Origin of the sequence: Bacillus sp. FSL K6-1000, assembly GCF_038630785.1 — a bacterium.
Classification (GTDB): domain Bacteria; phylum Bacillota; class Bacilli; order Bacillales; family Bacillaceae; genus Bacillus; species Bacillus safensis.
In genome coordinates, this window is sequence record NZ_CP152042.1 from 3,585,743 (window position 1) to 3,612,303 (window position 26,561).

23 protein-coding genes are annotated in these 26,561 nt (G+C 41.2%); 8 read left to right on the forward strand and 15 right to left on the reverse strand.

The window, feature by feature from the left end; translation table 11 throughout:
- Positions 1-14: 14 nt before the first annotated feature.
- On the reverse strand, positions 15-890 hold the full coding sequence (locus MHI46_RS18670; RefSeq protein ID WP_260775027.1) for an aldose 1-epimerase family protein: 876 nt from the start codon (positions 888-890) through the stop codon (positions 15-17).
- A gap of 239 nt (positions 891-1,129) precedes the next feature.
- On the opposite strand from MHI46_RS18670, the gene MHI46_RS18675 reads away from it, so the two are divergent.
- The gene (locus tag MHI46_RS18675; RefSeq protein WP_260775028.1) at positions 1,130-2,953 is read left to right on the forward strand and encodes an acyltransferase family protein; all 1,824 of its coding nucleotides are present in this window, start codon (positions 1,130-1,132) and stop codon (positions 2,951-2,953) included.
- Positions 2,954-3,101: 148 nt separating this feature from the next.
- Here MHI46_RS18675 and MHI46_RS18680 read toward each other — a convergent pair whose 3' ends face one another.
- The 3 genes from MHI46_RS18680 to MHI46_RS18690 all read right to left on the reverse strand — a co-directional run bounded on the left by MHI46_RS18680 (position 3,102) and on the right by MHI46_RS18690 (position 6,271).
- On the reverse strand, positions 3,102-4,373 hold the full coding sequence (locus MHI46_RS18680; protein ID WP_260775029.1) for an MFS transporter: 1,272 nt from the start codon (positions 4,371-4,373) through the stop codon (positions 3,102-3,104).
- Between the two features lie 96 nt (positions 4,374-4,469).
- Positions 4,470-5,567 (reverse strand): saccharopine dehydrogenase NADP-binding domain-containing protein, encoded by a 1,098-nt coding sequence (locus MHI46_RS18685; RefSeq protein ID WP_260775030.1) that lies wholly within the window; start codon positions 5,565-5,567, stop codon positions 4,470-4,472.
- Positions 5,564-6,271: a class I SAM-dependent methyltransferase gene (locus MHI46_RS18690; RefSeq protein ID WP_260775031.1), complete on the reverse strand. Its 708-nt coding sequence runs from the start codon at positions 6,269-6,271 to the stop codon at positions 5,564-5,566. Before MHI46_RS18690 ends, MHI46_RS18685 begins: the two co-directional genes overlap by 4 nt.
- Positions 6,272-6,400: 129 nt before the next feature.
- On the opposite strand from MHI46_RS18690, the gene MHI46_RS18695 reads away from it, so the two are divergent.
- Positions 6,401-7,408: a helix-turn-helix transcriptional regulator gene (locus MHI46_RS18695; RefSeq protein ID WP_144493846.1), complete on the forward strand. Its 1,008-nt coding sequence runs from the start codon at positions 6,401-6,403 to the stop codon at positions 7,406-7,408.
- 37 nt (positions 7,409-7,445) lie between these two features.
- Here the strand turns inward: MHI46_RS18695 and yidA are convergent, their stop codons facing one another.
- Positions 7,446-8,258 carry a sugar-phosphatase gene (yidA, locus tag MHI46_RS18700; protein ID WP_260775032.1) on the reverse strand — a complete coding sequence of 271 codons (813 nt, stop codon included), beginning with the start codon at positions 8,256-8,258 and terminating at the stop codon, positions 7,446-7,448.
- A gap of 301 nt (positions 8,259-8,559) precedes the next feature.
- On the opposite strand from yidA, the gene MHI46_RS18705 reads away from it, so the two are divergent.
- Both MHI46_RS18705 and MHI46_RS18710 read left to right on the forward strand, forming a co-directional pair.
- Positions 8,560-8,919: a MerR family transcriptional regulator gene (locus tag MHI46_RS18705; RefSeq protein WP_039182663.1), complete on the forward strand. Its 360-nt coding sequence runs from the start codon at positions 8,560-8,562 to the stop codon at positions 8,917-8,919.
- 130 nt (positions 8,920-9,049) lie between these two features.
- Complete coding sequence (locus tag MHI46_RS18710; RefSeq protein ID WP_260775033.1) at positions 9,050-10,033, forward strand: Gfo/Idh/MocA family oxidoreductase; 984 nt, start codon at positions 9,050-9,052, stop codon at positions 10,031-10,033.
- A 39-nt stretch (positions 10,034-10,072) separates the two neighbouring features.
- On the opposite strand, the gene MHI46_RS18715 is transcribed toward MHI46_RS18710, so the two are convergent.
- Positions 10,073-11,587, reverse strand: coding sequence for a PAS domain-containing protein (locus MHI46_RS18715; RefSeq protein ID WP_260775034.1), 1,515 nt, complete (start codon positions 11,585-11,587; stop codon positions 10,073-10,075).
- Between the two features lie 316 nt (positions 11,588-11,903).
- Here MHI46_RS18715 and MHI46_RS18720 point away from each other — a divergent pair, with 316 nt between their 5' ends.
- Positions 11,904-13,241, forward strand: a complete 1,338-nt coding sequence (locus MHI46_RS18720; protein ID WP_260775035.1) for an amino acid permease — start codon at positions 11,904-11,906, stop codon at positions 13,239-13,241.
- A gap of 31 nt (positions 13,242-13,272) precedes the next feature.
- Here MHI46_RS18720 and MHI46_RS18725 read toward each other — a convergent pair whose 3' ends face one another.
- The 7 genes from MHI46_RS18725 to MHI46_RS18755 all read right to left on the reverse strand — a co-directional run bounded on the left by MHI46_RS18725 (position 13,273) and on the right by MHI46_RS18755 (position 20,577).
- Positions 13,273-14,379, reverse strand: a complete 1,107-nt coding sequence (locus MHI46_RS18725) for a DNA alkylation repair protein (protein WP_251180904.1) — start codon at positions 14,377-14,379, stop codon at positions 13,273-13,275.
- A 92-nt stretch (positions 14,380-14,471) separates the two neighbouring features.
- Positions 14,472-15,800, reverse strand: coding sequence for a GntP family permease (locus MHI46_RS18730; protein ID WP_039182672.1), 1,329 nt, complete (start codon positions 15,798-15,800; stop codon positions 14,472-14,474).
- Positions 15,801-15,824: 24 nt separating this feature from the next.
- On the reverse strand, positions 15,825-17,369 hold the full coding sequence (gene gntK / locus MHI46_RS18735) for a gluconokinase (RefSeq protein WP_342503012.1): 1,545 nt from the start codon (positions 17,367-17,369) through the stop codon (positions 15,825-15,827).
- 184 nt (positions 17,370-17,553) lie between these two features.
- A complete protein-coding gene (locus MHI46_RS18740) occupies positions 17,554-18,411 on the reverse strand; it encodes a MurR/RpiR family transcriptional regulator (protein WP_039182677.1) in 858 nt (285 codons plus the stop codon).
- 91 nt (positions 18,412-18,502) lie between these two features.
- Entirely contained in the window at positions 18,503-19,438 is a 936-nt protein-coding gene (locus tag MHI46_RS18745; RefSeq protein WP_106025416.1) for a nucleoside hydrolase, read from the reverse strand.
- A 94-nt stretch (positions 19,439-19,532) separates the two neighbouring features.
- Entirely contained in the window at positions 19,533-20,018 is a 486-nt protein-coding gene (locus MHI46_RS18750) for a DUF1433 domain-containing protein (protein ID WP_039183393.1), read from the reverse strand.
- 61 nt (positions 20,019-20,079) lie between these two features.
- On the reverse strand, positions 20,080-20,577 hold the full coding sequence (locus MHI46_RS18755; RefSeq protein WP_039182682.1) for a secreted lipoprotein: 498 nt from the start codon (positions 20,575-20,577) through the stop codon (positions 20,080-20,082).
- A 131-nt stretch (positions 20,578-20,708) separates the two neighbouring features.
- Between MHI46_RS18755 and MHI46_RS18760 the strand changes: the two genes are divergently transcribed.
- The 3 genes from MHI46_RS18760 to MHI46_RS18770 all read left to right on the forward strand — a co-directional run bounded on the left by MHI46_RS18760 (position 20,709) and on the right by MHI46_RS18770 (position 24,375).
- Positions 20,709-22,193, forward strand: a complete 1,485-nt coding sequence (locus MHI46_RS18760; RefSeq protein WP_260775037.1) for a lipase family protein — start codon at positions 20,709-20,711, stop codon at positions 22,191-22,193.
- Positions 22,194-22,205: 12 nt separating this feature from the next.
- Positions 22,206-22,616, forward strand: coding sequence for a hypothetical protein (locus tag MHI46_RS18765; RefSeq protein WP_047203721.1), 411 nt, complete (start codon positions 22,206-22,208; stop codon positions 22,614-22,616).
- 82 nt (positions 22,617-22,698) lie between these two features.
- On the forward strand, positions 22,699-24,375 hold the full coding sequence (locus MHI46_RS18770) for a hypothetical protein (RefSeq protein WP_260775038.1): 1,677 nt from the start codon (positions 22,699-22,701) through the stop codon (positions 24,373-24,375).
- A 37-nt stretch (positions 24,376-24,412) separates the two neighbouring features.
- On the opposite strand, the gene MHI46_RS18775 is transcribed toward MHI46_RS18770, so the two are convergent.
- Together MHI46_RS18775 and MHI46_RS18780 are read right to left on the reverse strand one after the other, a co-directional pair.
- Positions 24,413-25,444, reverse strand: coding sequence for an acyltransferase family protein (locus MHI46_RS18775; protein WP_251180898.1), 1,032 nt, complete (start codon positions 25,442-25,444; stop codon positions 24,413-24,415).
- Between the two features lie 71 nt (positions 25,445-25,515).
- On the reverse strand, positions 25,516-26,409 hold the full coding sequence (locus tag MHI46_RS18780; RefSeq protein WP_342503013.1) for a LysR family transcriptional regulator: 894 nt from the start codon (positions 26,407-26,409) through the stop codon (positions 25,516-25,518).
- Positions 26,410-26,561: the final 152 nt, after the last annotated feature.

A 26,561-nucleotide genomic window follows, 5' to 3' on the forward strand; every position in this document is an offset into this window, starting at 1 on the left:
TCATGCACAATTGTTCATTTGAAGAAAACGGTATACGTTGCATGAAAGGTCTCATTCATTTCTAACGTTTGAATTCCAAACTTCTCTTTATACTCCCCATTCGTCCCTTCCATATCGGCGATGCCATACCACGGCTCAATACAAACAAAAGGAGCCATCGTTCCTTTTTCTTGATCATAAGGCGACCAAATGCCCACGAACGGAAAACCAGTGAGATCGACCTCAACTCCGTGACCTGCCCTAGAAGTCAAAGACACTCGATTGATATGGCTAAAGATCATCGCATCATGCTGAAAAAGCTCTGGTCGAAGCTGGATCGGCTCAATCTCAATGCCTTTTCCTTTCTCTCTGACAAGTGAATTCCGCAGTTCATATTGCACAGGGAGATGTTCAGTCGAAGGTGTCAATGTGAGTGAATAATCTGCTGCTTGCTCACCTTCAACAAGAGGAACACGAAATGCTGGGTGCCCTCCAATGGAGAAATACATCGTATCATCTCCGTCATGATCAATTTCCCAGGAAATCTTCAGTCCATTTTCTAATAGTTCATAACGAATACGTGCTGTAAATTCATACGGGTATTGCTTCACGTGCCGGCCTCTTGATTCATATTGAAAGGCCACCGTATGCGCCGTTTCTTCATATAAATCAAAATTGACATCACGCAAAAATCCATGCTGCGTGAGCTCGAAGGTTTGATCGTCCATCTTGTATTGATCATTCATTAATCGCCCAACAATCGGAAACAAGACAGGCGACACCCTGCCCCAATAAGCTGGATCACCAGACCACATATAGTGACGCCCGCTTTTCTTGTCAAGCACCTCCCTGACTTCCGCTCCCTTTTCATGAATCTGAACCAATAACTGATCATTTTCGATCGTTCTCATTCAACACATCCCCTTTCCTTCTTCTTTTATTATGACAGGGATTTTGGTTTTGAGTATCAAATTCGACATCTCTTCACCCACCAATTCTTTTTTCGTATGAAAAAATTTTAAAAAAAGACAGAAATTCGCCAACAAAATGTAATGCTGATTCGTCTAATTTTATATAAAATAAAAGAATCGTTGCTCTTTTGAATGAACAACAAAAAGAAGCGTTTGACATTGATGGGGGATTCATTTTCATGAACAGCAAGGAAAATCGTTTTCGTTATATTTTAGGATTAGATGGACTAAGAGCCGTTGCTGTATTGGCAGTCATTGCTTATCACTTACATATCGGACCCGCAAGCGGCGGGTTTCTTGGCGTTGATTTATTTTTTGTCATTTCTGGTTACTTGATTACAACGATCTTGTTACATAAGCAGGATTTAGGCTATCAAGAGCTTTTGCCATTTTGGATGGGACGGATCAGGAGGCTTCTTCCAGCTGCTTACATCATGATTTTTATAACCGTCAGCTGGTGCGCGATTGCTGGTTCAAACGCATTATTGTCCATTCGTGGCGATGCCATATCGTCCTTTTTTTATGTCAGTAACTGGTGGTATATTTTTCACGAGCTTTCATATTTTGATAGCTTCAATGCCCTATCTCCACTGAAAAATTTGTGGTCTTTGGCAATTGAAGAGCAATTTTATATCATTTGGCCGGTCCTGTTGATTGCAGGGCTGAAATGGGTAAAAAACAGATCTCACCTGCCTATGATCACCTTTGGCCTAGCACTTGTCTCCGCCCTATGGATGGCCATTCTTTATTCACCAGATACAGATCCAAGCAGGGTTTATTATGGAACAGATACTCGTGCATTTGCGCTCCTGATTGGGTGCAGTCTGGCATTTGTGTGGCCTATGCAAAGACTATCCAGCAAGAAATTACTTCCTGTTGGCAGACGTATTTTACATATTGCCGGGTTCGGTTCGTTTGCGATTTTCCTACTTTGTATTTATGCAGTGGACGATTTCGATGCCTTTCTCTATCAGGGCGGCATGCTTTTATTCTGTCTGAATGCGGCCATCTTAATTGCGTGCGTCTGCCACCCTGCAAGTCTTATCGGGAAATGGCTGTCCTTTCAGCCGCTCGTCTGGCTTGGTAAGCGATCTTATGGTATTTATCTGTGGCATTATCCCATTATCGTTCTGACCACACCGGTCATTGAAATTGGACAGCCTTCCATCGCGCGTGTCACATTGCAGCTCATCGCCATTTTACTAGTTGCTGAGGCTTCCTATCGCTTCATTGAACAGCCAATCCGCCAGCATGGCTTTAGACAATATTTTGCCTCTTGGTCTATTTGGAAAAAAGGAATCAAACAATGGTCTACATCTAATAAGGTGTTCCTGGGAATCACTGCAGCTCTTTTGATCTTATTTATCATTGGCATGTCTAGCTCGTCCACTTCCTCCCCACATGTGAAGGAAGTGACGCAAATTAAGACAGCACCGAAAAAAACAGCCGAACCATCGGAATCAAAAGCGAAGAAAAAGAAAGAAAAGCACGAGAAAAAAGCAGCTGATCAAAAACAATTTCACCAAATTCTTGCCATTGGTGATTCCGTCATGTTAGACATTGCGCCGAATCTTGAAAAAGCATATAAACAGATCACCATCGATGGGAAAGTTGGCAGACAGATGAACGAAGCCATCAGCATCGCCCCTCAATACAAATCATTTAATCAATCTGATACCGCTGTTATCATTGAACTTGGCACAAATGGTTATTTTACTGAGGACACGCTGACAGCATTCATTCAAAACTTTTCAAAGGCACATATTTTCCTAGTGAATACGAGGGTCCCGAGGTCATGGGAAAATGATGTGAATGCGGTAATTCAGCGAGTGGCAGATCAAGATCAAAATGTCACCTTGGTTGATTGGCATTCAGCCGCTACTGGACAACCATCCTATTTCCAGCCCGATGGTGTCCATCTTTCAAAAAAAGGTTCTGACACATTGACACAGCTCATCACAGCGAGCATCAAGAAAAAAGGGGATGTGTCGACATCATCATAAAAAAACAAGCATCCAGCTTGTCAATGTGAAGAAATTTGTGCAGGTGCTCTACTATGAAGCAAAACGTATTTTTATGGAAGATGAAAAAAGACATGCTCTCCCATGATGGGGCGTCATGTCTTTTTTTGTGATGGGGCACGGAGCTGCATTATGTTTTACTTTTAAAGGACCAAACTATTACAGGTATGAGAAATAAAGATAAAATTCCTCCGCTTAAAGATAATGTAGCATAACTCGTATTCGCAGCTACCATTCCTGAAAGAGCACCGCCAGCAGCACCTGCTAACGCAATAAAAACATCGAGTGTTCCTTGGATTTTGGCCCGGGTTGATGGTTCTGTAGAATCAACTATTTGAGCAGTACCACTAATTAAACCAAAGTTCCATCCCAATCCAAGTAAAGACAGAGCAATGATTAATAGAATCATTGAATCACTTGGTGCGAATGCTGCTAATAAACCAGCAAGTAACAATGTTATGCCCGACGCTATGCTCATAGTTGTTCGTCCTAATTTATCTACGAGTACACCCGTGATAGGTGAAGGAAGATACATTGCACCTATATGAAAACCAATAACAATTCCCACTTCGGCTAATCCATAACCATGATGCTGCATATGTACCGGTGTCATGGTCATGAGTGCAACCATGACAATTTGAGTTAAGATCATAACCGTGGCACCTACTGTAATCCCTTTTTTATCTATTTTTTTATCAGCAGCATCTGGTTGATTTCCATGCTCATGTTTTGCTTTGTAAGCTGCTATTCTTTGAGCAATAACTAACGGATCAGGACGCAGCAGAATAAAAAGGACAAGACCTGCTACAATAAATGCTGCGGCTGATAAAATAAAGGGACCCGCAAGTGATGGAACACCAATTGATACAGCGAATTTACCCATCATTTCAACTAAATTCGGACCTGCTACAGCCCCAAATGTTGTCATGACCATTGTCATACTAATGGCCGTTGCACGTTGTTTAGAGTTCGCTAAGTCAGTCCCAGCATAACGAGCTTGTAAATTTGTGGCTGTTCCCGCACCGTAAATGAAGAGCGATGCAAATAATAAAATGACACTATTCATCATAGCTGCAATCACAACGCCAATTGCTCCGATCCCTCCAACAACAAAACCTGTCGATAAACCGATGCGTCGTCCATAACGTTGTGAAAGTTTTCCTACAATGAAAGCTGCCCAAGCCGACCCCAAAGTAAATAAAGCCATTGGCACTCCTGCATAGGCTTCCGTTTCAAGCATTTGTTGAGCTAAAAGGGCACCTACCGTAATCCCTGCGGCTAGTCCAGCCCCTCCAAATATTTGCGATAAACTAACAACGAACAATACTCGTTTATATAATTTTTTCAATTTTTGGGGTGAATCTATATAATTCTTAATTATATCCTGTTCTGTATTTAACACTTGTAAACACCCACTTGAAATTTATTTACAAAACGTAACCTTTTTATCATTCCCGTCTACAACCCTCCATTTGAATTACCCTATGTTCGTATTCTTTTATGCGGTTAAAAGGCTGGCTTTCAGCGCTAACACACGCTTTTCCTTCGTTTTTTGATCCACCAACGCAAATTCTCCATTCTCATACGCTAATGAAAATAATTGTTCGATATGAAACACACCTGTCTGAAACCGCCTGCTCAATAAATGTAGTGCTGCAGCAGAGGCGACTTGAGCTGTGGCTTGAGACTCATCATGCCCTTTTATCCCAAGCGCTGCTTGATGAATCTTGTTCCTCTCCATTCCTGTCGCCTCCACTTTCACTGCATATTGATCTGTTCCCATTTTAGCCGATTGTATCATGGAAATGGCTCTTTCCTTGATTTTCGGAACAGTGAGAAGTGACGTCATTCCAAGGCTCCTTGTGAAGGCAAATGCCCGCGTTGCCACGCGAGAATCAAAACAAAGCCTTGTCGTCACAGAAGGCACGTTGAGTGTCAAAGGCAATGTCTGCTGATCAGAGAAAGGGAACTGATAGGCTTTCCTCTTTCCAAGTTTCATCCCAAAATCTATACGCTTGCCTCCAGTAAAGCTTTTGACTTTTTTACGTTGATGATGCTCAGTAAGCACATAGTCAGTATGGACATTGTCCAGCGTCCATTCAATGGCGGCTTTTCCATGCTGATCACCCAATCCAAGCATAATCCCTATATCTATTTGATTCACTGATGAGAGCATAGATGATGCTTTCGCAGCCAATAAATTCGTAAGGCCGGGTGCGAGACCTACACTGAGCAAAGCCGTTGCACCGATGTACTGCTGATCCAGCTTTGCCACCTGTTCCATGTAGGCCCCTTTCGCAGAGATATCTATATAATCAATACCTGACCGCAGAACTGTTTCAGCAAATGACGGGTCTTCTTGATCAAGGCACATGATCACCAGCTTTGTTTGATCCATCCAGTCCGAAAATAACGGCTCACTGACATCAAGTTGATAGGGAAGAACCTTCCCTTTTGTCTGACGTGAAAATTTCTCTGCCTTCTCATAGCTTCTGCCTGCTGCAACAATTTGACCGGGATACACTTCACTTAGCTGAAGACATATTTGCTGTCCAACATGTCCATAGCCGCCTATCACCATCACCTGTGTTCTCATTTCTCATCCGCCTCTCTACGATTCCGCTTGCAAACAAGCCCTTTGATCATTCCTGCCTGAAAATAAGGTCTGATGTCTTCAAATCCTGCTTTGATTAATTGCGCTTTTATTTCTTCCTCGGGAACAGGGTGTGTCGTCTGTCCCAGCCTGTTTTTAAAGGACGTAAACACCTCTTTTTCTAGGCCTTGCCGCTGCATGAAAAGAGAGAGCATGTGAAGCTCCTGTTGAAATGCATGAGACTTCATCTCGCCTTGTATAAATGCCAACATAAACGGTGCTTCTGGTTGAAGCCTGCGGGCAACCTCGTTTAAAAAGAGCTGGCGCTTTTCTATAAAATGAATGACAAGCAAGCTCACTGCTGCATCGTAAACAGGTTCAGCTGAAACCTTATCTAATGAGGCCTCATGCCATGTGACACGCGCCTCCATTTCTAGCTGTGCAACTCGTTGTTTCGCCATGTCCAGCATAGAAGGTGACGGATCGACCCCTGTGATGAGCCAGTCTTCTTTTCTTTGTAACATGTTGATGATCTCTTCGCCCCCACCTGCTCCGACAGTTAGAATACGAGAGCCCGCTTTCTTTATTTCAGTTTCTAATACATCTACTGTTAACTCATGCAAAAGGTGATAGCCGGGTACTTTATGTGAAATCGTCGCTGCATATGACTCAGCAACAGGATCGTGCCAATGCTGGTTTTCTTTCATGTCCTTCTCCTCCAGTTCCTTTCCGCTTTCCATCGTTTCCTGTACACTAAAGATATGACATCTTTATTGTAAAAAGAGACAACAGAAAACACGATCCCTAAAAGTGGGGATTTTTGAGGAGGAGATCATGTGACCAATCCAGCCACTCATTTTCAGCAGCTGAGACAACACATTCGGGACGAACTTGCTGCCGTCCTTGATTTTGATGCCGCCTGTATCACGACCATTGATCCAGCCACTCTCCTCTCGACAGGTTCCTTCACAGATGAACCGATTGAAGAAATTCATGACCAGCTGTTTCAAAATGAGTTTTTAAAAAGGGACGTACATCAGCATGAGTTTCTAGCCAAAGGCCCTGTTCATGCTGCGAGCCTAGTCCAAAGCGGAGAATACCTTAGCAGTGAGCGCTATCAAAATATTTTGTTACCTAAAGGATGGTCTGATGAATTGCGGGCAGCTCTTGTGATTCAAGGGGAATGCTGGGGGATTGCCAGCCTCTATCGTCTAAAGGACAAGGAACCTTTTCAAGAAAAAGATATCCAAGCGGTCATCGAACAAACGCCCAGACTCGCAGCCAAGCTAAGAGATGAACTTTTCAAGAAAAGAGATACTGAAGAAGACGCGGCGGCGGAGCAACAAGGCTTCCTTATTCTTTCGCACGATTACAACCTTCTTTATGGAAATGAGACAGGTCTTCATTGGCTTCAGACGTTTCAAGCCTTTGAACAAATCCATGACAGGGCGATCATGCCACGCCCGTTTAGAGCATTAGGGGCAAAACTTTTATACGGCGGTATTGAGCAAACACCGGCAAGCATGACGAGATTGCCTACGGGGTTGTTCCTCTCTCTTCAAGCCTTTCGATTAGCGCAGGCTGACAGGCAGGAGGAGGCTGTCATGATTCACATCAAACGAGCTCAAACAAATGATATCCTTCCTTATGCGGCGAAAACGTACAGACTGACAGAAAGAGAAATGAACGTCCTCGACTGCTTATTAAAGGGCCAGTCGACAAAGGAAATTGCGAGCACGTTATTTATTTCACCCCATACCGTTCATGATCATGTGAAAGCGATGCTGCAAAAGACGAATTTAAGTAGCAGACGTATGCTTGTTTACTTTTTCTCCAATATATAAAAAAGCGGCTACCGCACTGGTAGACCGCTCTCTCTTTTTATTTTCCTAAAACCAGCTCATGCAGCACATGTGCTACTCCGGCTTCATTATTAGATTTTGTTACAACATCTGCTACAGCTTTGACATCATCAATGGCATTTCCCATAGCGACGCCGCAGCCTGCAAACTCTACCATTGATATGTCGTTCCCGTTGTCACCAATGGCCATGACTTCTTCACGAGGAATTCCCAGCTCCTTCGCTAGAAGCTTCACAGCATTTCCCTTACTCACATCAGGATGCAAGATTTCAAGGAAGAAATCTGTACTTTTCACCATCATATACTTTTCCTTCACTTCAGACGGGATGGCTTGTATCGTTTTTTCCAAACGTTCTGGCTGATCAATATACATCATTTTCGGAAGTCTCATCGATGAATCTGCCTCTTCAACAGGCATATATTTCAGCGGCAGCTTTGTTAAATAGGCTTCATGCACTGTGTATTCACTAATATCGCGATTCGGTGTGTATAAATTGACCGAATCGAAATAATGCATCGGTGTATCCAGCTGACGGCTCAATTCATATAAAGAAGTTAAGTCATCATAGGATAATGTCAGCTCTGACACCACTTCATTTGTATGGCTGTTTTGAACAAGCGCTCCATTATAGGCGATCACATAATCTCCCTCTTGATCAAGCTGAAGATCAGTTAAATAGCGATTTACCCCGCCAATTGGCCGGCCTGTACATAAAACAATTTTAATTCCTTCTGCCTTTGCCTGTTGAATGGCTTCAAACACTTCATCCGGCACCATATGTTGATCATTTAATAACGTACCATCCATATCAATTGCGACTAATTTATACATTCACTGGTCCCCTTTTCTCAGCAAAAACGTGCTGTCACTATTTTGAGCCACCATTCCCATGATGACAGGTTATTTCATTACTATTTACCTATTTTAGCCTATCGTTTTTTCTTCACGCTGTCTACTTGTTCATATCTGTAACAAATATCACATGAGTCTACTCTATTATAACGTATTCTATTCATCGTGCTGATCCCCCATTTACAACAAGTAAAATAGACCAATTGTTTAGCACTATAGAATGTTTTGAAACTAGCAAATCTAATTGTATGATGGATAGCAAAGAAAGGAGGTGCAGGGAATGATTACGTTTACGAGAGGTAAATTGTCAAAGATGTCTGGAGTACATATTGAAACCATTCGTTTTTACGAAAATGAAGGGGTGCTCCCAGAGCCCAAAAGAGCGCATAACGGCTATCGTCTATATGATAAAAAATATGTACTCATGCTATCATTTATCACCGAAGCGAGAAAGCTAGATTTCTCCCTTAAAGAAATTCGTGAAATTATCAAATCACTTTTCGAAAAACAGTCAAAAACAGAAGCTGAACAGCTGCTCGAGCAAAAAGTCGAAGATATTCAACACTCTATTCAAGAGTTAAAAAAAAGGAAGGCAGCTATTCAATTGTTAACAAAGCAAACATTAGCAAACATCAGCTGATTGTAAGGGCTACCAAAGGTGTGCCGGTCTTGGTCACTGGCACACCTTCGCTCAGGTATCTCATTACACGTCCAATGAAAACATCGGTTATACTAGAGACAGCTTAAACGAGTGGAAGGGGTTTTGGAGAATGAACATCGCAACCATTGGATCAGGTATCATTGTGGAAGGCTTCCTGCAAGCCATTGACCAGCTCGAAGGTGCTTCTTGCCACGCTGTCTATTCAAGAAAGGAAGAAACGGCAAAGAAGCTCGCAGACAAATTTGGGGTGCAGACAACTTATACGGATCTAACCGCTATGCTAGAAGATCCTCACTTAGAAGCCGTTTACATCGCGTCACCGAATCGTTTACATAGCGAGCATGCAACAGCTGCATTGAAACACGGAAAACATGTGATATGCGAAAAGCCTTTCACCTCAAATGTTAAAGAGCTGGAAGCCTTAATCGCTCTCGCAAAGGAAAAGCAGCTTCTCCTATTTGAAGCCATTACGACCGTTCATATGCCAAACTATCATTTAATCAAAAAGCATCTTCATCAATTAGGTAAAATCAAACTGGTTCAATGCAACTATAGTCAATATTCAAGCAAATATAATCAGCTACTAGCCGGCGAAACGCCAAATGTCTTTAACCCTGCGTTCTCTGGAGGAGCGTTGATGGATATTAATATCTATAATGTCCATTTCATCATGAACCTATTTGGATCACCAGAGCAGGTCCGATATCAGGCAAACCGCCATCCAAACGGTATTGACACATCTGGTGTTTTGACGTTCACTTACAATGATTTTATTGCGACAAGTGTGGGCAGTAAGGATACAAGCAGCATGAACTTTGCATTGATTCAAGGAGAAAAAGGCTTCATTCATGTGAAAAATGGGGCGAATGGATGTGAGGAAGTGCTGCTGCATGTTGATGACAGGGTCGTCTCACTCAATGCACAAACGAATCCAAACCGTCTGTTTTATGAGGCTGAAGCTTTCCAGCATATTATTGAAACAGAAAATCACGAACAATGCTATGCATGGCTTGATGAAAGTCTCTCCGTGATGAAAGTCCTTGACGCTGCAAGAAAAGATGCAGGTATTGTTTTCCCAGCAGATCAATTTTAATGAAAAAACCGCCTTCGACGAGAGGGCGGTTTTTGACGATTAAATACTCTTTGAATACGCCACAAGACGCTGAGACATGTGATTCACTTCATCGACTGCAGCGTTCACCTGCTCTGTTAAAGCAGCCTGAGTTTGCGTAAGAGCTGTCATATTCGAGATATTTTCAAGAATTTCATCAATTTGTGTTTTCATATCCGTTAAACTAGATTCGATATTTTCCGTTGCATTGGCACTATGCAGCGCCAGCTTTCGCACTTCATCTGCAACGACAGAGAATCCGCGGCCTTGTTCACCAGCTCTAGCCGCTTCAATCGCAGCATTTAGACCAAGCAGGTTCGTTTGGTTCGCCACTTCTTTAATTAAGTCAGAAATATTTTTCGTCTCATCTGCACTATTTTTTGCTAAGTGGGCGGCAGACGTTGACTGCTCTTGAGCAACAGCAAGCTCCTGTGCTTGATTTGTCACAGAGCTAATGCCCGATACCATCTCACTAATAGAACTTGAAAGCTGTTCTACTTGTGAAGCCATTTCATCCGCTGTTTTCTCTTTGTTTTTTTCTAACGTGATGTCACGAATAGTTCCTGCCACACGAAGAGGAACACCTTTTTCATCACGAATGGTTTCACCACCCGCATGATACCAGCGGTACTCACCATTTTTACTCTGTAATCTGTAATCAATGTCGAATGGTGTGCGGCCAGAGTGGTCATTTAAATGATCTGCAAAAGCTTGGAGTGCCATTTCTTGATCCTCAGGATGCAGACGATCGCTCCAGCTGCTCAGAACATTCGGGAAATCTTTTTCATCCGTAAAGCCAAGAGTTGATCTGAACTGCGGAGACCACCAGAATTCGTTATTTGGATTGACTGGATCACCGGCCTCTACCACCATGTCCCAAGGGGCTTCAACAAGCGCACGGTTGATTAAGTCATATCTTGTGACGAATGCTTGCAGCTCTTCTTCTTTCAATTTCTGATCATGAATATCAAAAAGAGCTCCAGCCACACGAAGAGGGACACCATTTCGATCACGAACGGTCGTTCCAGTTGCTTTGAACCAGCGATAATCTCCGTTTTTTAACTTTAAGCGATATTCGATATCATACGGCGTACGCCCCGAATGGTCCAATAAATGCGAAGCAAATGCATCTAATGTATATTCTTGTTCATCCGGATGTATTCGAGATGCCCAGCTGTCTAATAGATTTGGAAAATCGTGCTCATTTTGAAAGCCGAGCATTTTGCGGAATTCATCCGTCCATGTGAATTCATTCTTTGGATTAACTGGATCTCCAGCGATAACGACCATATCCCATAAGCCAACTTTAATGGCTTTTGTCACTAATTCCACCCTCATTTGAATATTTTCATTGGCATCCTGCATCTTTTGCAAAGCTTCATTAATTTGCGCTACCGCTTCTATCGTTTGGCTTGAAGAGAATGCAGCAGTGTCTAGTCTTGCTGAAAGGTCTCCTTTTTCGATTTTTTCTATTAATTGGCTGCTTTCACTCAGAAGGATTTCAGACGATGAATCATTTCCTTTTCTCTTAAACATCTTTCATAACTCCTTTCAACTTTTACGTTTTTGAAATATTTTACAGTTATAAACAATTCTTTATTAGGACTTTAGTAATACAAAAGATATATCGACAAAAACAGACAATTGTTTATGTCATAATGAAGGCAAATGTTTATTTTTTCATGGGATTTCATATGTTGGATTTGGATGAAGGAAGTGTTTTATGGAGTTATGTGGGTAAAATGATAGAATCAACCTCTGTTTTTGTCTGAAAAATCTCTTTTTTTATATTGACACTGACGTCTTGAAAAAAGAAAATGGAACATAAGCATTTTTAAAAAAGGAGAACGTCATGAGCGCGAATCAGGAGCAACAAGAATTAAAAAAGCTTTTATCACCGCGTCACATTCGCATGATTGCGATGGGCGGGGTCATTGGTACAGGAATCTTTAAAGGAAGTGCCGATACAATTGGTTTAGCAGGTCCTGGGGTGATCTTTTCCTATGTATTTGCAGGATTGCTGCTCCTTATTGTGATGGCAGCATTAGCCGAAATGGCCATTGTGTACCCGGGAAATAATCTACGCGACCTTATACAAATTGCGCTTGGTCAACGTTTTTCATTTGTCGTCGGCTGGGTTTACTGTTTTATGTGGCTCACTGTATGTGTCATTGAGATTATTGCAGCTGGCAGTCTGCTTCAATACTGGCTGCCGAACGTACCGCTATGGTCACTATGTTTACTTTGCTCACTCTTAGTCATCGGAATTAACTTAAATAATGTAAAATACTTTGGTGAAATTGAATTTTGGTTCGCTGGAATGAAGATTTTCGTTATTATTGTCTTTATTATTCTCGGTGCAGCATTATTATTTGGGATCATTCCAAACGAACAAAGCACACCAGCGCTTACCAACTATCAACACTTCGTCCCGAACGGATGGGGAGCGATCTTTGCATCACTTTTAGTGGTTATTTTCTCTTATGGAGGCTCTGAATTGATCGGGCTGACCATTACTGAAACAAAGGATGCGGAGAAGGTCTTGCCTGGAGTAGTCAAAAGTATGATGTGGCGGATTATCTTATTCTACACATTGCCGATTTTGATCATCTGCGGACTCATTCCTTGGAATCAAATTGACCCAAATAACAGTCCTTTTGTCCAAGTCTTCTCTGCTGCTGGTATGCAAGGCGCCTCTCACTTCATTAATTTCGTCTTGATTACAGCCGTTCTATCTGCGGCGAATTCTGGAATTTATGGAACGACGAGAATGATTCATTCTCTTTCTAAATCAGATGGCGGGCCGAAAAAGCTGGCACAGGTCAACAAAAGAGGCGTACCCATTTTGAGTTTATGGGTCACCGTTCTATTTCTTCTCATTGGAACATTCTTTGCTTACTTATATCCGGACCAAATTTTCAGCTATATGCTGGCTATTCCTGGTTTTGCGGTTTCACTCATTTGGATCAGCATTTGTATGGCACATCTAAAGCTGCGTCCAAAATATCCACAGGAGCCGTATTTCAAAGTGTGGCTGTTTCCGTATTTGACTTTATTTGCAGGTCTTGTACTCAGCTTGAGCTTTGTTTTGTTCCTATTCAGACAAGAAAACCTGCCTAGCTCCATTATCAGCATCGGCTTCTTAGTCGCTGCCATCATCGCTTCATTCTTAATGAAAAAGAAGGCTTAAACGCCAAAACCCGCCGAAATGGCGGGTTTTTTCATGAGCTTCTATCTTCTGTTACTTCAAAATTAACCGATGCTTTTGGAATGCCGTTGATGATAATCGTTAAAGTATGGATTCCCTCATAGTGCTTTCTCGTCGTCATATTTTGAAAGGACTGTGACCTGACGAATTCTCTATGTAACGCTGCACTTGTTTCAAACTCTGTGATTTTAAATACCTTTTGGTTGCGGGTACCCCGAGCTTTGACATAATCTATGGCATACTCTACACGCAGCTTTAGTGACTTAGCAGCTTGAAGTGTAAATTGAAAGGTCATTTTCTCTCCAATACGAATGGGATTTTGCTCTACCTTCAAATCCGTTACTTGAACAGATGGATCATCCCCATAACCAAATAAAGCCATGATATTTGGATCGCCTTTTTTTAGTAAGGTACGGGATGCATGTTTGATGATCCAGTTCGTATGTTCGTTCATTCCATACCAGCTTTTAGCCGTCTTCTTCATCAAATCAGGCTGAATTGCAGAAATATCATTTAAGTGGTTCGCTACACTTTTTTGCACATACCGCGCTGGGTCCGACTTCAAGTTTTCTAATATAGGCAGCGTAACCGAAGGGTCCTTTTTAAGTGCAGGAACAGTTAATCCCCATGGCAAACGTGGTCTGCACCCTTCACTAGCCAGCCGCCGAATATGTTCATTTTGATTCTGTGACCATACAAGCATTTGCGCGAGCATTTTCTCTTGATCCTGAATTAGAAAAGGCCGAACAGCAAATTCAGAAGTGGAAAAAGACGTAAAGAATTCGAGCGCCTTGATCGAGATATCCCAATGTGCTAGACCATACGTTTCGACGTAGTCTGGAAATACAAGCGCACTAAGTCCTGAAAAATGCGGGGCTGTCTGACGCAGCACCTCAATTGCCTGCTCATAATCCTTAGGTAGACAGGCATGCATTGATTCAGTGACTCTTCTCATTCTGCCTTTTAACTCCAGCTGCTCCCAATCCTTTTGGAGCACAAGCCGTTGGAATTCTTCAGCATCAAATCCAGTCGACGCTTGTGCAAGTTTCTCGGCTAATTCTGCAATAAATAATTCATGATAAACGTGTTTTAATGGTTCGATCTTGTCCGCCTCCCACATCTCAATATCTTCATTTTACCCCAATCTGAAAAAGGTGGTATGGCTAAAAGCAAAAACAGCCCCATTCCGAAGAATCAGGCTGTTGCGTTTCGCTATATAAACATATTAATGATCATAATAAATGCAATAGCACTAACAGAAATAATTGTCTCCATAGCCGTCCATGTCAAAAACGTTTCTTTAATGGTCATACCAAAATACTCTTTAATCAGCCAAAAACCAGAATCATTGACGTGAGACAAAATCAACGAACCCGCCCCTGTAGCTAACACTAGAAGCTCTCTGCTCACATCCGGCATAGATGCAGCAATCGGTGCGACAATACCAGCTGCGGTCATCATGGAGACCGTAGCAGATCCTGTTGCCACACGAATAACCGCAGCAATCAGCCAGCTAAGCAAAATTGGCGAGATCGGCGAGTGTTTGGCTAAATCTGCAATATAATCACCGACACCTGAATCGATAAGCACATTATTGAAAGCCCCGCCTGCTCCAATGACAAGCAGAATGGAAGCGATCGGACCTAAGCACTCATTACTAAAGGAAAGCACCCGGTCACGGCTCATACCTTGCACAAAGCCAAGACTGAAGAAAGAATACACGGTTGCAATCAGCAGTGCTGTAATTGGATCTCCAATGTACTTGAATATCTGAAACCATAAACTGTCCTCTGGTAAAATAATATCTGCCAGTGTGGCAAGAAGCATTAGAATCACTGGCACCAAAATCGTAAACATCGTATTTGCAAAGCCGGGAAGTTTTCGATCTTCATTGCGTTCAGTAAATTGCTTTCTCAGCAGCTCCGGAACTGGTTTATGAATCCGTTTTCCAATCCACTTTCCATACAGCGGCCCAGCAATAATAGCTGTCGGTAAACCGACAATAATGGAAAAGAAAATGGTTTTCCCCACGTTGGCATGATAGATGCCGACAGCCGCCATGGCAGCTGGATGAGGCGGCACAAGACCATGAACGACAGACAAGCCAGCAATGAGCGAAATCCCAATTGTCACGAGCGAGATGCCCGTTTCAATCGCAATCGTAAACAATAAAGGAATGAGAAGAACGAATCCGACCTGGAAAAAGACAGGTATCCCCACAATAAAGGCAACAAACATCATTGCCCAATGCACATTTTTTGTCCCAAACCGGCCGATTAATGTGTGAGCGATCCGCTCAGCTCCACCTGATTCAGCCATCATTTTCCCAAGCATGGTGCCAAGCGCTAGAACTATGGCCAATAATGATAACGTATTGCCTAACCCTGTTTTAATGGATTGAATGATTTCCTGCAGGTCCATCCCTGTGGCAAAGCCGACTAACATAGAAGTAATAATTAAACTCACAAACGGATTCAACTTAGCAACTGTTATGAGGATGAGTAAAAGGACAATTGCTGCAATCACGATGAATAAAAGCATGCTCTCCCACCTTTTCCCTGATGTTTAATGATTTTGTTTTAATTGCAGCGCACTGATGACATCAAATTCATCCTTCAGTTTGTCATAGAGGCGCTCATATAAGTAAAACAATTCTATGTATGTTTCATTGTTCTCCATATTTGGTTCATGACGGGCAGAGATTCGAATCCAATCTTGAACCTCTTCTATCTCTTCCATATAACCTAAACTATGAAGTGCGAGGACAGCCGCCCCAAGTGCTGATGCCTCGTAGCTTTCTGGAACAAGTACTTCCCTGCCCATCGTATCCGCTAAAATTTGCCGCCACAGCGGAGATCGCGCAAAACCGCCCGATGCCCTGACATCCTTTGCTGAACCGGTTAAATCCCTTAAGGCAACACCGATTGAGAAAACACTCATAATGACGCCTTCTAACACAGCTCTTATAAAATGCTCCCGCTTATGCTGAAGACCGATCCCAAAGAAAGTACCTCTCGCATTTGGATTCCAATAAGGTGCACGCTCACCCGTTAAAAATGGCAGAAACAGCAGCCCCTCTGAGCCGGCTGGAACTTTTTTCGCGATATCAATCATCAGATCGTAAGGATCCACTCCAAGGCGCTTTGCTACCTCCACCTCCGAGGATCCAAATTCATCCTTCAGCCATCTCAGCATGATTCCGCCATTATTCGTCGGTCCTCCAACCACCCAATGCTTATCAGTCAGCGCATAGCAGAACGTTCTTGATTGTTCATCTGTGATTGGTTTGTCCACGACCGTACGGACTGCACCGCTTGTCCCAATCGTGACAGCCACCTCCCCTTTTCCAATCGCTCCCACACCTAAATTCGCTAGAACCCCATCATTCGCACCAACCACAAATGGTGTATCTTCCGCAATACCCATTCGCAGGGCGATCTCTGGCTGAAGACCTCTCAGCTGATGCGTCGTCGGAACAAGTTCAGACAATTGATTGGCTTTAATTCCAGTAATACGAAGCGCCTCTTCATCCCATTGAAGCGTTTCCAATCGGAACAGCCCTGTTGCTGAAGCAATTGAATAATCGACCACATACTGGCCAAAGAAATGATAAAGAATATATTCTTTGATGGAAATAAATTTCGCTGCCTTCTTGAAGACATCAGGTGCCATTTCCTTGAACCACCTTATTTTTGAAAGCGGTGACATTGGATGGATCGGTGTACCGGTTCTTTTATACACTTGGAAGCCATCCATGTCCGAAATGATTTGCTTCGCTTGTTCTGCACTTCTGTTATCTGCCCAAATGATACTGTTCGTTAACGCCTTGCCATCTTTATCCATCACAATCAAGGAATGCATCGCTGTACTAATTCCGATGCCTATGAGACGTTTTGCATCAAATGCTGCTTTCGTCAACACACCTCTTACACTTGCAATGACAGCTTCTAATATATGTTCAGGGTCCTGTTCAACCCATGCTGGTTGGGGCTGAATGAGATCATAAGGAACCGAATGCTTTGCTATCACTTTCCCCTGTTGTCCAAACAGAACCGCCTTTGTACTTGTTGTTCCAATATCCAAACCAATTACCGCCTGGTTTCCCTTCATCTGTATCACGCCCAATCATTGATTTGAAATCATATTTACTGTTTTCATATACCTGTTAAATCCCATTATAGGAATAATTTTTTCGACATTCAACGACTGAAAAGAAAATTTTTTTCACTTAAAAGCTCACAATCGTTACCACAACAGCATTTTTCATTAATAGAAAAATTTATTTTTGAAACCATTACACCCTTTTTTGTGAAATGGTTTCTCTCATTTGTTTTAAATTCGATAAAGTTTCCTGCTGCCTTAAGTGAGCAAGTGCAAAGTATAGTACGTCAATGACAGTGAGCTGAGCAAGTCTTGCAGACATCGCCTCTGTTCGAAAGGCCGTTTCCTGCGTCGATGTATACAATGTAACATCAGCAAGCTGGCTTAATGGAGAGCGCTGATAGCTTGTAATACCGATGGTTTTCGCGCCTTTTTCCTTTGCTGTTTTCATCGCATCGAGTAAATCTTTATTCCGGCCAGAATGAGATATACCGATCACTGTACTGTGCTGGTCGAGAAGACCGGCAGACATCGCTTGAAAATGAGAATCGGTGTGAACAATACAGTTGATGCCTGTCCTCATAAATTTATGAAAAGCGTCTGTTGCAATGAGGCCAGACCCGCCACTCCCATAAAACTCTAAGCGCTTTGCTTCATGAATGAGTTGTATGGCTTTTTCTACATCTTCTGGATTCAACAATTGAAAGCTATCCTTTAATGCGGATATATTCGCCTGAAAAACCTTTTGCATAAAAACGGCCGTATCATCATCAAGACTCATTTCTTCGTCTACATAATCAGGCTTTGTTTGATCTATTTCCTGGGCAATTGCAATCTTCAAATCTTGAAAGCCCTCAAATCCAAGCCTTTTACAAAGACGAAAAATCGTTGCCTCTGAGCTCGCTGTCTTTTTGGCAAGCTCGACAATAGATAAATGAATAATGTCGCCAGGTTCACTCGTAATATGTTCTGCTATTCCTTTCAGCTTTGGCGGCAACCCTCTGCTTGCTGCTCGTATTTTTTCAATACTACTTAAACTGACAGAAGCCAATTGACTTCACTCCTTCCTTTTCATGCGAGCGCATACATTTCCTCATGTTCCCATCTTATAAAAAAGAAGCCTGTTTGCACAGACTTCTTTTTTATGAATTCATCGTTTTGATCAATAAATCAAAAAAAGCTTCAGCATCTACATCCATACACACTTGGACATTGCGCTCCTTCTGCCATTGGTGCTGAAAATCACAGATCATTTGACCGTCACAAAACTCACTCTTCGTCTCTACTTCTACATGAAAAGCCTGTGTGCTTACAAGCTCCTTGTTAATGGCAAGACTTACAGCAAGCGGATCATGCATGGCACACGCCCACACACCATTGCGCTCAAAATAGCGCTGGCGGTAAATGCTTGTACTCTCTCTGATGTAAGCTGCCAACGTTTCATTTTGAATGGCATCGATTCTCCCATCTGTTAACAAGACCTGTCTCGTGACATCCAACCCTACTTGAGTCAATGAAGGGAACCCAGCCTCCAGCACCAATTTTGCCGCTTCTGGATCTGCATATGTATTAAATTCCGCAACCGGTGTGACATTCCCCTGTCCCTGCACGACTCCCCCCATAAAAATGACCTCTTTCACGTGATGAATCAGCTCAGGGCATTTTTTTACCGCAAGGGCTAAATTCGTTAAGGGCCCTGTCAACACAATCGTGACCTGCTTCGAATACTGCAGCACTTGTTCAATGATAAAATCAGGCGCAAAACCAGCATCTGCGGTCTTCTTAGGCCAGGCATCCTTTAAAGCGCCGCCAATTCCATCCTCACCGTGTACCCGATGTTCATAATGAGGTGCTCTTAAAAGAGGGGTTGCTGAACCTTTGATGACAGGAATGTTATCTGCCTCAACCAGCTCAAGCACTTTACACGTATTCAAAGTAGCGGTATCGACAGACACATTCCCGCACACCGTTGTAATCCCCAACATATCAAACTGCTTACTTTTCACTGCCAGCAAAATCCCAATCGCATCATCGATTCCAGTATCTACATCCAAGATCAATTTCTTTGTATTTACCATGGGTGAAATCTCTCCCTTGTTTGTAAGTGTTGTTAGGTGAATGATAGCATATGCCTGTTTCAACTATTTAGGGAATATTAGCAGGTTGATCTTATTACTCTTTTTCTCCAATGTCCTTTAGATACTGTTCACGTTCCTTTTTAGAGAGACTATTCAAAAAATCTTCTTTCACTTGCGGATCAAAATCATCCCAGTTCTCAAAGCGATCTGATAAATCAGGGGAATGACTCATCGAACCTATTTCATTAGATTTGTATATTAATGATGCAGAAAAATGGTATTTATCAGGCTCATTATTTATATATCCATCAACTGTGACATAACCCATAGGGCTTATAGATACATTTTTTTTAAATGTGATGGTTTTGATAAAATTGTGAATATCTTCTTCGTGTAAACGTTCTTCAATTTTTGGTTTCATCTTTTCTGCGAATTCTTCGGCCTTTTCTTGATCGCTTTTTTCTTTTACCTCTACATCTACATTTGATTGACTTTGCTTATTGTGCTGAACGATTAACGAAATCACTGAGACAAGAATGATCACAACTAATACAGCAACAAGTTTTATTGTATTTTTCATATCTAGCACTTCCACCTTTTTATGAATGAAACATAAAAAAACAGGTACATAAATACCTGCTTTACTTTTTTTCTCCAATGTCTCTCAGATACTGTTCACGTTCCTTTTTAGAGAGACTATTCAAAAAATCTTCTTTCACTTGCGGATCAAAATCATCCCAGTTCTCGAAACGGTCTGATAAATCAGATGAAATGCTCATAGAACCCACTTCTTTAGATCTATATTCTAAAGATGCAGAGAACTCAAATCTTTCTGGTTCATCATTCACGTACCCTCTAATTCTTATATAACCCATTGGATTAATGGTTACTCCCTTTTTAAAAGATATGGTTTCGATAAAATTATGAATATCCATTTTACGTAAACGCTTTTCTATATTCGGCTTCATTTCCTCTGCGAACTCTTCTGCCTTCTGTTGTTCATTTTTCTCTTTTTCTTCCACGATAACCTTTCCTCCAGATTCATTTTTTTGAGATTGCTTACCATTTAAAAGAATCAGTGTAACTGAAATGATAGCAATAATTATCAAGACAATTATAATCGAAATTTTATTTCTCATATGAAATATCTTCCACCTCTTAAAAGTTATAATATTCTTCTTTAGAGATTACTTAAATACTACACATATTATAGATATTTATATCTTTCTATAATATAATATATATGATAAATATTACAGGAGTGTAAAAATTGACCACAAAAAGCTCAATTAAACAACTTAGCGATAAAGATTATAATGATATATCTTCAGAGTCTTATGATATTAACAATTATTCCCACCAGAAAGATATACGCTTAAAAAGCGGTAAAACCATGTATGTCGTCGACCATATAGAAACAAAAAAAGGCCTTAATGCACTAACCCTTGTCTCGAGAGAAGATTATCGTAACTCAAACAAAGGCAAAGACCTCACCAAAATCAAAAACGCCGTCATCGCCTACCGTGGCTCAGAACCGATTGGTGCAGACCAATATAAAGATACCATTAAAAAACATGGAAAAAAAGAGTCAGATGATCTTCTTTCTACCATTTTGACGAAGCTGCCTCCTTTTAGTCGGTCGAAGGGTTCACAGGAAGTGACGACTAAGTTGACAACAGGTACAACCGCCTATACAAATGAAATTGTTCAAGATTGGATGGTTTCGGATACAAAGTATCTGATTAAAAATATCCCATTTGAGCATGGTGCAGAGAATCAAATGGTTCAAGCGGATCGGTATGCGAAAGAAATCCATAAGAAAATGCCGAATGCGAAGATGTATGTCACAGGGCATTCACTCGGCGGGTCAAATGCTTCCTATGTTCTTGTCAAAAATGATTTTATTCAAGGCGGGGTCACCTTTGAGAATCCGAATATTTACCCAAATCTATCGGATGGTCTACAAGCTAAAGCATTAAAAGGCGATTACCGCAGTAGATTAACAGAATATATCAATCTCAATGACGGGCTTTCTCTTTTAAATCGGCATACGACAGAAATCGGTCGAGTGAAAGTGATGTATGATGCCGCTCTCCCTGAAGGCGTCGATTACTCCGAGGACTCCTCAAAAGCCGTCCAATTCATAAAAGACCTCCTCAATCGGGCAATGAGTGTGAATCCTTCACTGGATGCGAATTTATTTCTTGAAGCCCTCGCTGGCAGCCATGGATTAGATCGTTATACCTTTTCGCCAGATGGCTCCGTTCAAACCATTGATGATATGTTGAAAAAAAATCCTTCTCTTACTACGGCCATGTTACAACAGTTGGGTCAATCTAATGTTGATCCGCATAGTGTAGTGGCGATTTTAATTAAGTCCCACGTTCTCATGAACACAGGGCGTAAATTCTCGACATATGCTGATCACCATATGCAGCAAATCATTCGCAAAATTGAGAAACTCGATGACAAAGTAGATCAATCGGTAGAACGAGTTCGTTCGAGATACAAACAAATTGTCGGTTTCGGTTCGTATGATCAGCTGACGGCTTCAGATGTAGATGCCGTGATTCGCCACTTAAAAACAGAAGGTCTTGAAAATGAGTTCTATTCGGTCAAAAAGTATGATACAGCGATAGATAGCGCTATGAATATGAAAAGGTGGATGGACTCAATATCAGATGATATGAGCGATCTTGGAAAACAATACCACAATGCAGATACAGCCCTGGCAAAGAACATGGGTATTTCTTAAGGAGTACGATAAATGGAATTTTCAAAGAAACAACCAACAGATGCAGATCGTTTTTTGCAAAGAATGACAGATACGCATACATCAAGCTCCATCTTCTCAAAAGCAAACTTTGACACGGAAGACATGACACCAGCAGAGCTGGCAGCTTTGAAAGCAAAGATCAAAGAAGAACAGAAAACAGCACTTATCAGAGCCATCCGGCATCAGCTTCAAAATGAGTTTGCAGATGACCGTCAAGAAGCGGAAAAAATTTTAGATCTAATTGATGAACTTCAGATCAAAGTGTATACACATCAAAATCGCATCCAAACACATATGTCAGGTCAAGCCATTGATGCCTTAATAGAAAAAATTGAACAAAGACTCAAGTTCTACGAAATGAAAGAAGATGTTCGTTCCGCCATCAACTCGATTGGCATTTAGATGAACCTTCCATCCGATGAATCTTTTCCCCGCCTCACTCGTATATACTAAAAGAGTGATTGATTTGAAAGGAGATCTGTTTGTGGGATATATTCTGTTATTTTCGGTTGTGATCGGTCTTGTCCTGACCCTTTTGCTCACACCAATTAGGTTGATTATAAGAAAGAAAGGAACAGAACAGCAGGTGCCGTTCATGTGGATTGCTGGCCTTGCTTTACTGTTTATGATCGGTATTTTTGTTTTCTATTACATCACCAATTTAGATCGGAACCCTTCCTCCCTATGGCTGATTGGTCTTGTTGTGACAGCAGCAGGCGCCTTTTTGTCAGTTGGATTGGAGCGTAAAATCAAAGGCGTGCTGTTCCTTATTCTATTACTGCTCGGTGTTTACATGGCGACAGCTTTTCTATTCAATGCGAATGAGAAATTCGATGTCTCCAAAATGGAGCAAAAAGTAGAAATCAAAGCGTTTGAAGAGACAGAAACACCTGCGAGTGTACCACCTCAATTTGCCCGTAATAAAATGAAGAAATCGTTCGGACAGGTTCCAAATACAAGCTACTATGAGCTTGGCAGCTTGCAAATTCAGAAGGTCAACGGTGAGTATGTTTACATCGCTCCGGTGGAATTCTCGGACTTCTTTAAATGGATTCGTGCAGGCAGCACGCCGGGTTACTTTACATTAAGCGCGACTGACTCATCTGCTAATCCAAAGTTCGTGAAGACGGAGATGGTTTATACGCCTTCCTCCTATTTCAACAAAGAAATTGAGCGGCATATCCGTCTCCAGTACCCAGATTTGATTTTCTACGGCGATACACAGCTGGAAATCAATGATGACGGCAAGCCTTATTACATTCAAACGTATGGCGATTTCATCTCTGCACGAAACGGCTTTAAAGCTTCCGGTGTGGTCGTTGTTGATGCCAAAACGGGTGCCACGAAGAAATATGCTCTAGATCAAGTACCTGCCTTTATCGACGGTGCTGTTTCACCAGAGGCGGTCAGTCTGCAAAACAGCTATTTCGGAAACTATATTCACGGGTTCTGGAACAGTATGTTTGGGAAGTCAGATGTAAAGCTGCCTTCCGATGAAGGAACGGAAGCCAATGTGAGCCCAGTGTTTGATTCAAAAGGAGATATGTATTACTTTACAGATTTCACAAGTCCGAAAGAGGGTGTTGATTCCATGCTCGGATATGCCCTCACAAATGCCCGAACAGGAAAAGCGACTTATTATACCGGAAATCTTGAAGAATCCTATATGGATTCTCAGGGCGCTCTGCAAATTATTGAGAAACGATTCATCGAGAAGAAATGGAAAGGGCGCATGCCGATTCTCTATAATTTCTATGGTGAAGCCAGCTGGCTCACACCGGTTCTCGATTCAAATGGATTCCTGCAAAACTACTTTATCGTTTCTGCAGCCAATCCAGAAATCGCTGCGTACGCTTCTACACCAAACGAAGCACTGAGAGCCTATAAAACAGCTCTGCAAAAAGGCGGCGGTACCGTTAACAGCTCCTCTAAGCAAGAAAAGAAAGAAGCAGCAGGGAAGGTCAAACGAGTCTACAAAGAAAAGACCGGTGATTATACAACCGTCACCTTCCTGCTAGACGATGGAAAAAGCTACACTATGTCATCTGAAAAAGAACCTCTCGTCATCTATTTAAAAGAGGGCGATCAGGTCACCATGAAATATACAGATACAGGTGAAATCTTCCTTCCAGTCGATGTGCTTAAGATTAATGGGTTATAAAAACATACTCCATTATTTAAAAATCCGGGCTATTATTCTAGTCCGGATTTTTATTATATGTTTTTAACAAGCTTTTAAATTTTAATCGCATTATAATATGAAAAGGCCAACCAATAGGTTTAAACGATAAGAATATTACAATCGGTATTGCAAAAAGAATATATAACTTTAGCCAATGTTGTTGAGAGATGGACTCTAACCACGTGGTGAAATGGAAGTGATTTAATATATAAATTACAGGCAAATGTAGAATATATATTTGTAAGGTTCGCTGCCCAATTACAGTAAATATTGTTTTAGATTTAGGAACGATCAACAAACAAGCTGTTGATAGCAGCACAGCTAGAAGGTAAAAAAGCATACGGTAAACCCCACCGTATATAGGTTGTTTTAATACTTCATATGAGTTGCGTCCTGTTAAGAAACCCCTATATTGATATATATTTTCAATGTTAAAATACACAACTAAAAAAGATATTATGAAAACCATCAGAGAAAAAATCTTCAGCTTTTGGGAAGAAAGAAAAGTTACAAATTTATTTTGGTCCATGTAATAACCTAGTATAAAAAACGGGAAAAATACTATGACTCTAGATAAAGCTAAATAATCACCCACAAAAGAGTCATATCCAATAAAAATTCCTGATAACACTGATATTAATATTAAATATACAGGTTTAATTTGTTTTAACACATAGATTAAAATAATCCAGATTGACATAGCAAGTAAATACCATGGAACATTACTCTCGTTGAATGTATTAAATTTCACTTCCTCAACTGCAAATCCATATTTAAAAAGTAGATACAGCATAACTTCAAATAATAGATAAAGCATAAAATAAGATATTACTTTTTCAACTTTAAATCTATCACTATTAACAGTAGATTTAATGAAGTACCCTGATAAAAATATAAATAATGGCATATGGAACATATAAATGAAAAAATATATAAATTTCATATTTGTAGAAGTATTCACATAAAAATCTGCCATATGACCTATTACTACTAAAGTAATAAGTAAAGCCTTTACATTATCTAGTTTAAAATCTCTATTACGTATCAATTAGTTAATCTCCCTTGTACTATCATATTTTACAAATTACTGTATACTTTCAAAAGCTCTATTTAAAATGGTTATTTCACTCGTGTGTTTCCCTCTTTTAACAATTCAACGAGCAATTCCTTATTTTTATTTCCCCCGGTCATCGGTGACTCAACATAGGAGAATTTTCGTTTGAAATCCATGCCTCTCACAGAAATAACAGCCAATTCACCGCCAATGCTGCCTCGCTGGAGGACATATTTAGATAAAACAGAAAGACCCATTCCGTGGATTACAGCTTCTTTAATGGCTTGATTGCTGCTAAAGGTCACAAAGGTTCGTGCTTTCAGTCCATTTGATTTCAGGACATGCTGTAAATATTCTCCTGTCCCTGATCCCTCTTCTCTCGTGATCCATGTTTCGTTTTGTAATTGATCAATGGTGACATCTTTTTTCTTGGCAAAAGGATGATCTAATGGCGCCACAATATACAGCTCGTCCTCTAGAAAAGTTTCTACAGAAAGCTCTTTGTCATTGGTTTGTCCTTCGATCAAACCGATATCGACATGGAATAAACGGACGTGTCCGGCGATCGCCTCTGTATTATCAATGACCACCTCAATATCAACATGCGGATAGAGCTGATGAAACTCCGCCAATATTTGCGGCAGCACATACTCACCAATTGTGAAACTCGCCCCGATGGTCAGCTTTCCTCTTGCCAAATGATGATGCTCATAAATGTCCTGCTTCGCCTGTTCATAGAGACGAATGATTTGTTTTGATCGATGGTATAGCATATCCCCTGTTGGTGTAACGGTTAATTGCTTTGGCGAACGATTCAGCAGAACGGTCTGGAATTCTTGCTCCAAGTTCTTAATATGAAGACTGACACTCGGCTGAGAAATCCGCAGCTTTTGGGCTGCTTTTGTAAAGTTCTTCTCCTCCACCACTGTCACAAAAGTCTTCAGTGCATCGTAATACATCGGTCCCTCTCCTATCAGAAATCTTAATCCAACACCTTACATATATATATCTTACTAATTCCTTTCCAGCACGTAAAGAACCTCCTAAACGAAAACAATTTAATAAAAATATTTACTAATTTTTTTAAAGACTCTATACTAAGAGGAGATAT

Bases quoted from the DNA above. Each gene is read 5' to 3' on its own strand.
- yidA (WP_260775032.1), bottom strand. From the start codon at position 8,258: ATGTATAAATTAGTCGCAATTGATATGGATGGTACGTTATTAAATGAT.
- MHI46_RS18745 (WP_106025416.1), bottom strand. From the start codon at position 19,438: ATGGTAAATACAAAGAAATTGATCTTGGATGTAGATACTGGAATCGAT.
- MHI46_RS18710 (WP_260775033.1), top strand. From the start codon at position 9,050: ATGAACATCGCAACCATTGGATCAGGTATCATTGTGGAAGGCTTCCTG.
- MHI46_RS18715 (WP_260775034.1), bottom strand. From the start codon at position 11,587: ATGTTTAAGAGAAAAGGAAATGATTCATCGTCTGAAATCCTTCTGAGT.
- MHI46_RS18730 (WP_039182672.1), bottom strand. From the start codon at position 15,800: ATGCTTTTATTCATCGTGATTGCAGCAATTGTCCTTTTACTCATCCTC.
- MHI46_RS18685 (WP_260775030.1), bottom strand. From the start codon at position 5,567: ATGAGAACACAGGTGATGGTGATAGGCGGCTATGGACATGTTGGACAG.
- MHI46_RS18780 (WP_342503013.1), bottom strand. From the start codon at position 26,409: ATGTATTACGATGCACTGAAGACTTTTGTGACAGTGGTGGAGGAGAAG.
- MHI46_RS18750 (WP_039183393.1), bottom strand. From the start codon at position 20,018: ATGAAAAATACAATAAAACTTGTTGCTGTATTAGTTGTGATCATTCTT.
- gntK (WP_342503012.1), bottom strand. From the start codon at position 17,369: ATGAAGGGAAACCAGGCGGTAATTGGTTTGGATATTGGAACAACAAGT.
- MHI46_RS18765 (WP_047203721.1), top strand. From the start codon at position 22,206: ATGGAATTTTCAAAGAAACAACCAACAGATGCAGATCGTTTTTTGCAA.
- MHI46_RS18705 (WP_039182663.1), top strand. From the start codon at position 8,560: ATGATTACGTTTACGAGAGGTAAATTGTCAAAGATGTCTGGAGTACAT.
- MHI46_RS18720 (WP_260775035.1), top strand. From the start codon at position 11,904: ATGAGCGCGAATCAGGAGCAACAAGAATTAAAAAAGCTTTTATCACCG.
- MHI46_RS18670 (WP_260775027.1), bottom strand. From the start codon at position 890: ATGAGAACGATCGAAAATGATCAGTTATTGGTTCAGATTCATGAAAAG.
- MHI46_RS18675 (WP_260775028.1), top strand. From the start codon at position 1,130: ATGAACAGCAAGGAAAATCGTTTTCGTTATATTTTAGGATTAGATGGA.
- MHI46_RS18725 (WP_251180904.1), bottom strand. From the start codon at position 14,379: ATGTGGGAGGCGGACAAGATCGAACCATTAAAACACGTTTATCATGAA.
- MHI46_RS18690 (WP_260775031.1), bottom strand. From the start codon at position 6,271: ATGAAAGAAAACCAGCATTGGCACGATCCTGTTGCTGAGTCATATGCA.
- MHI46_RS18755 (WP_039182682.1), bottom strand. From the start codon at position 20,577: ATGAGAAATAAAATTTCGATTATAATTGTCTTGATAATTATTGCTATC.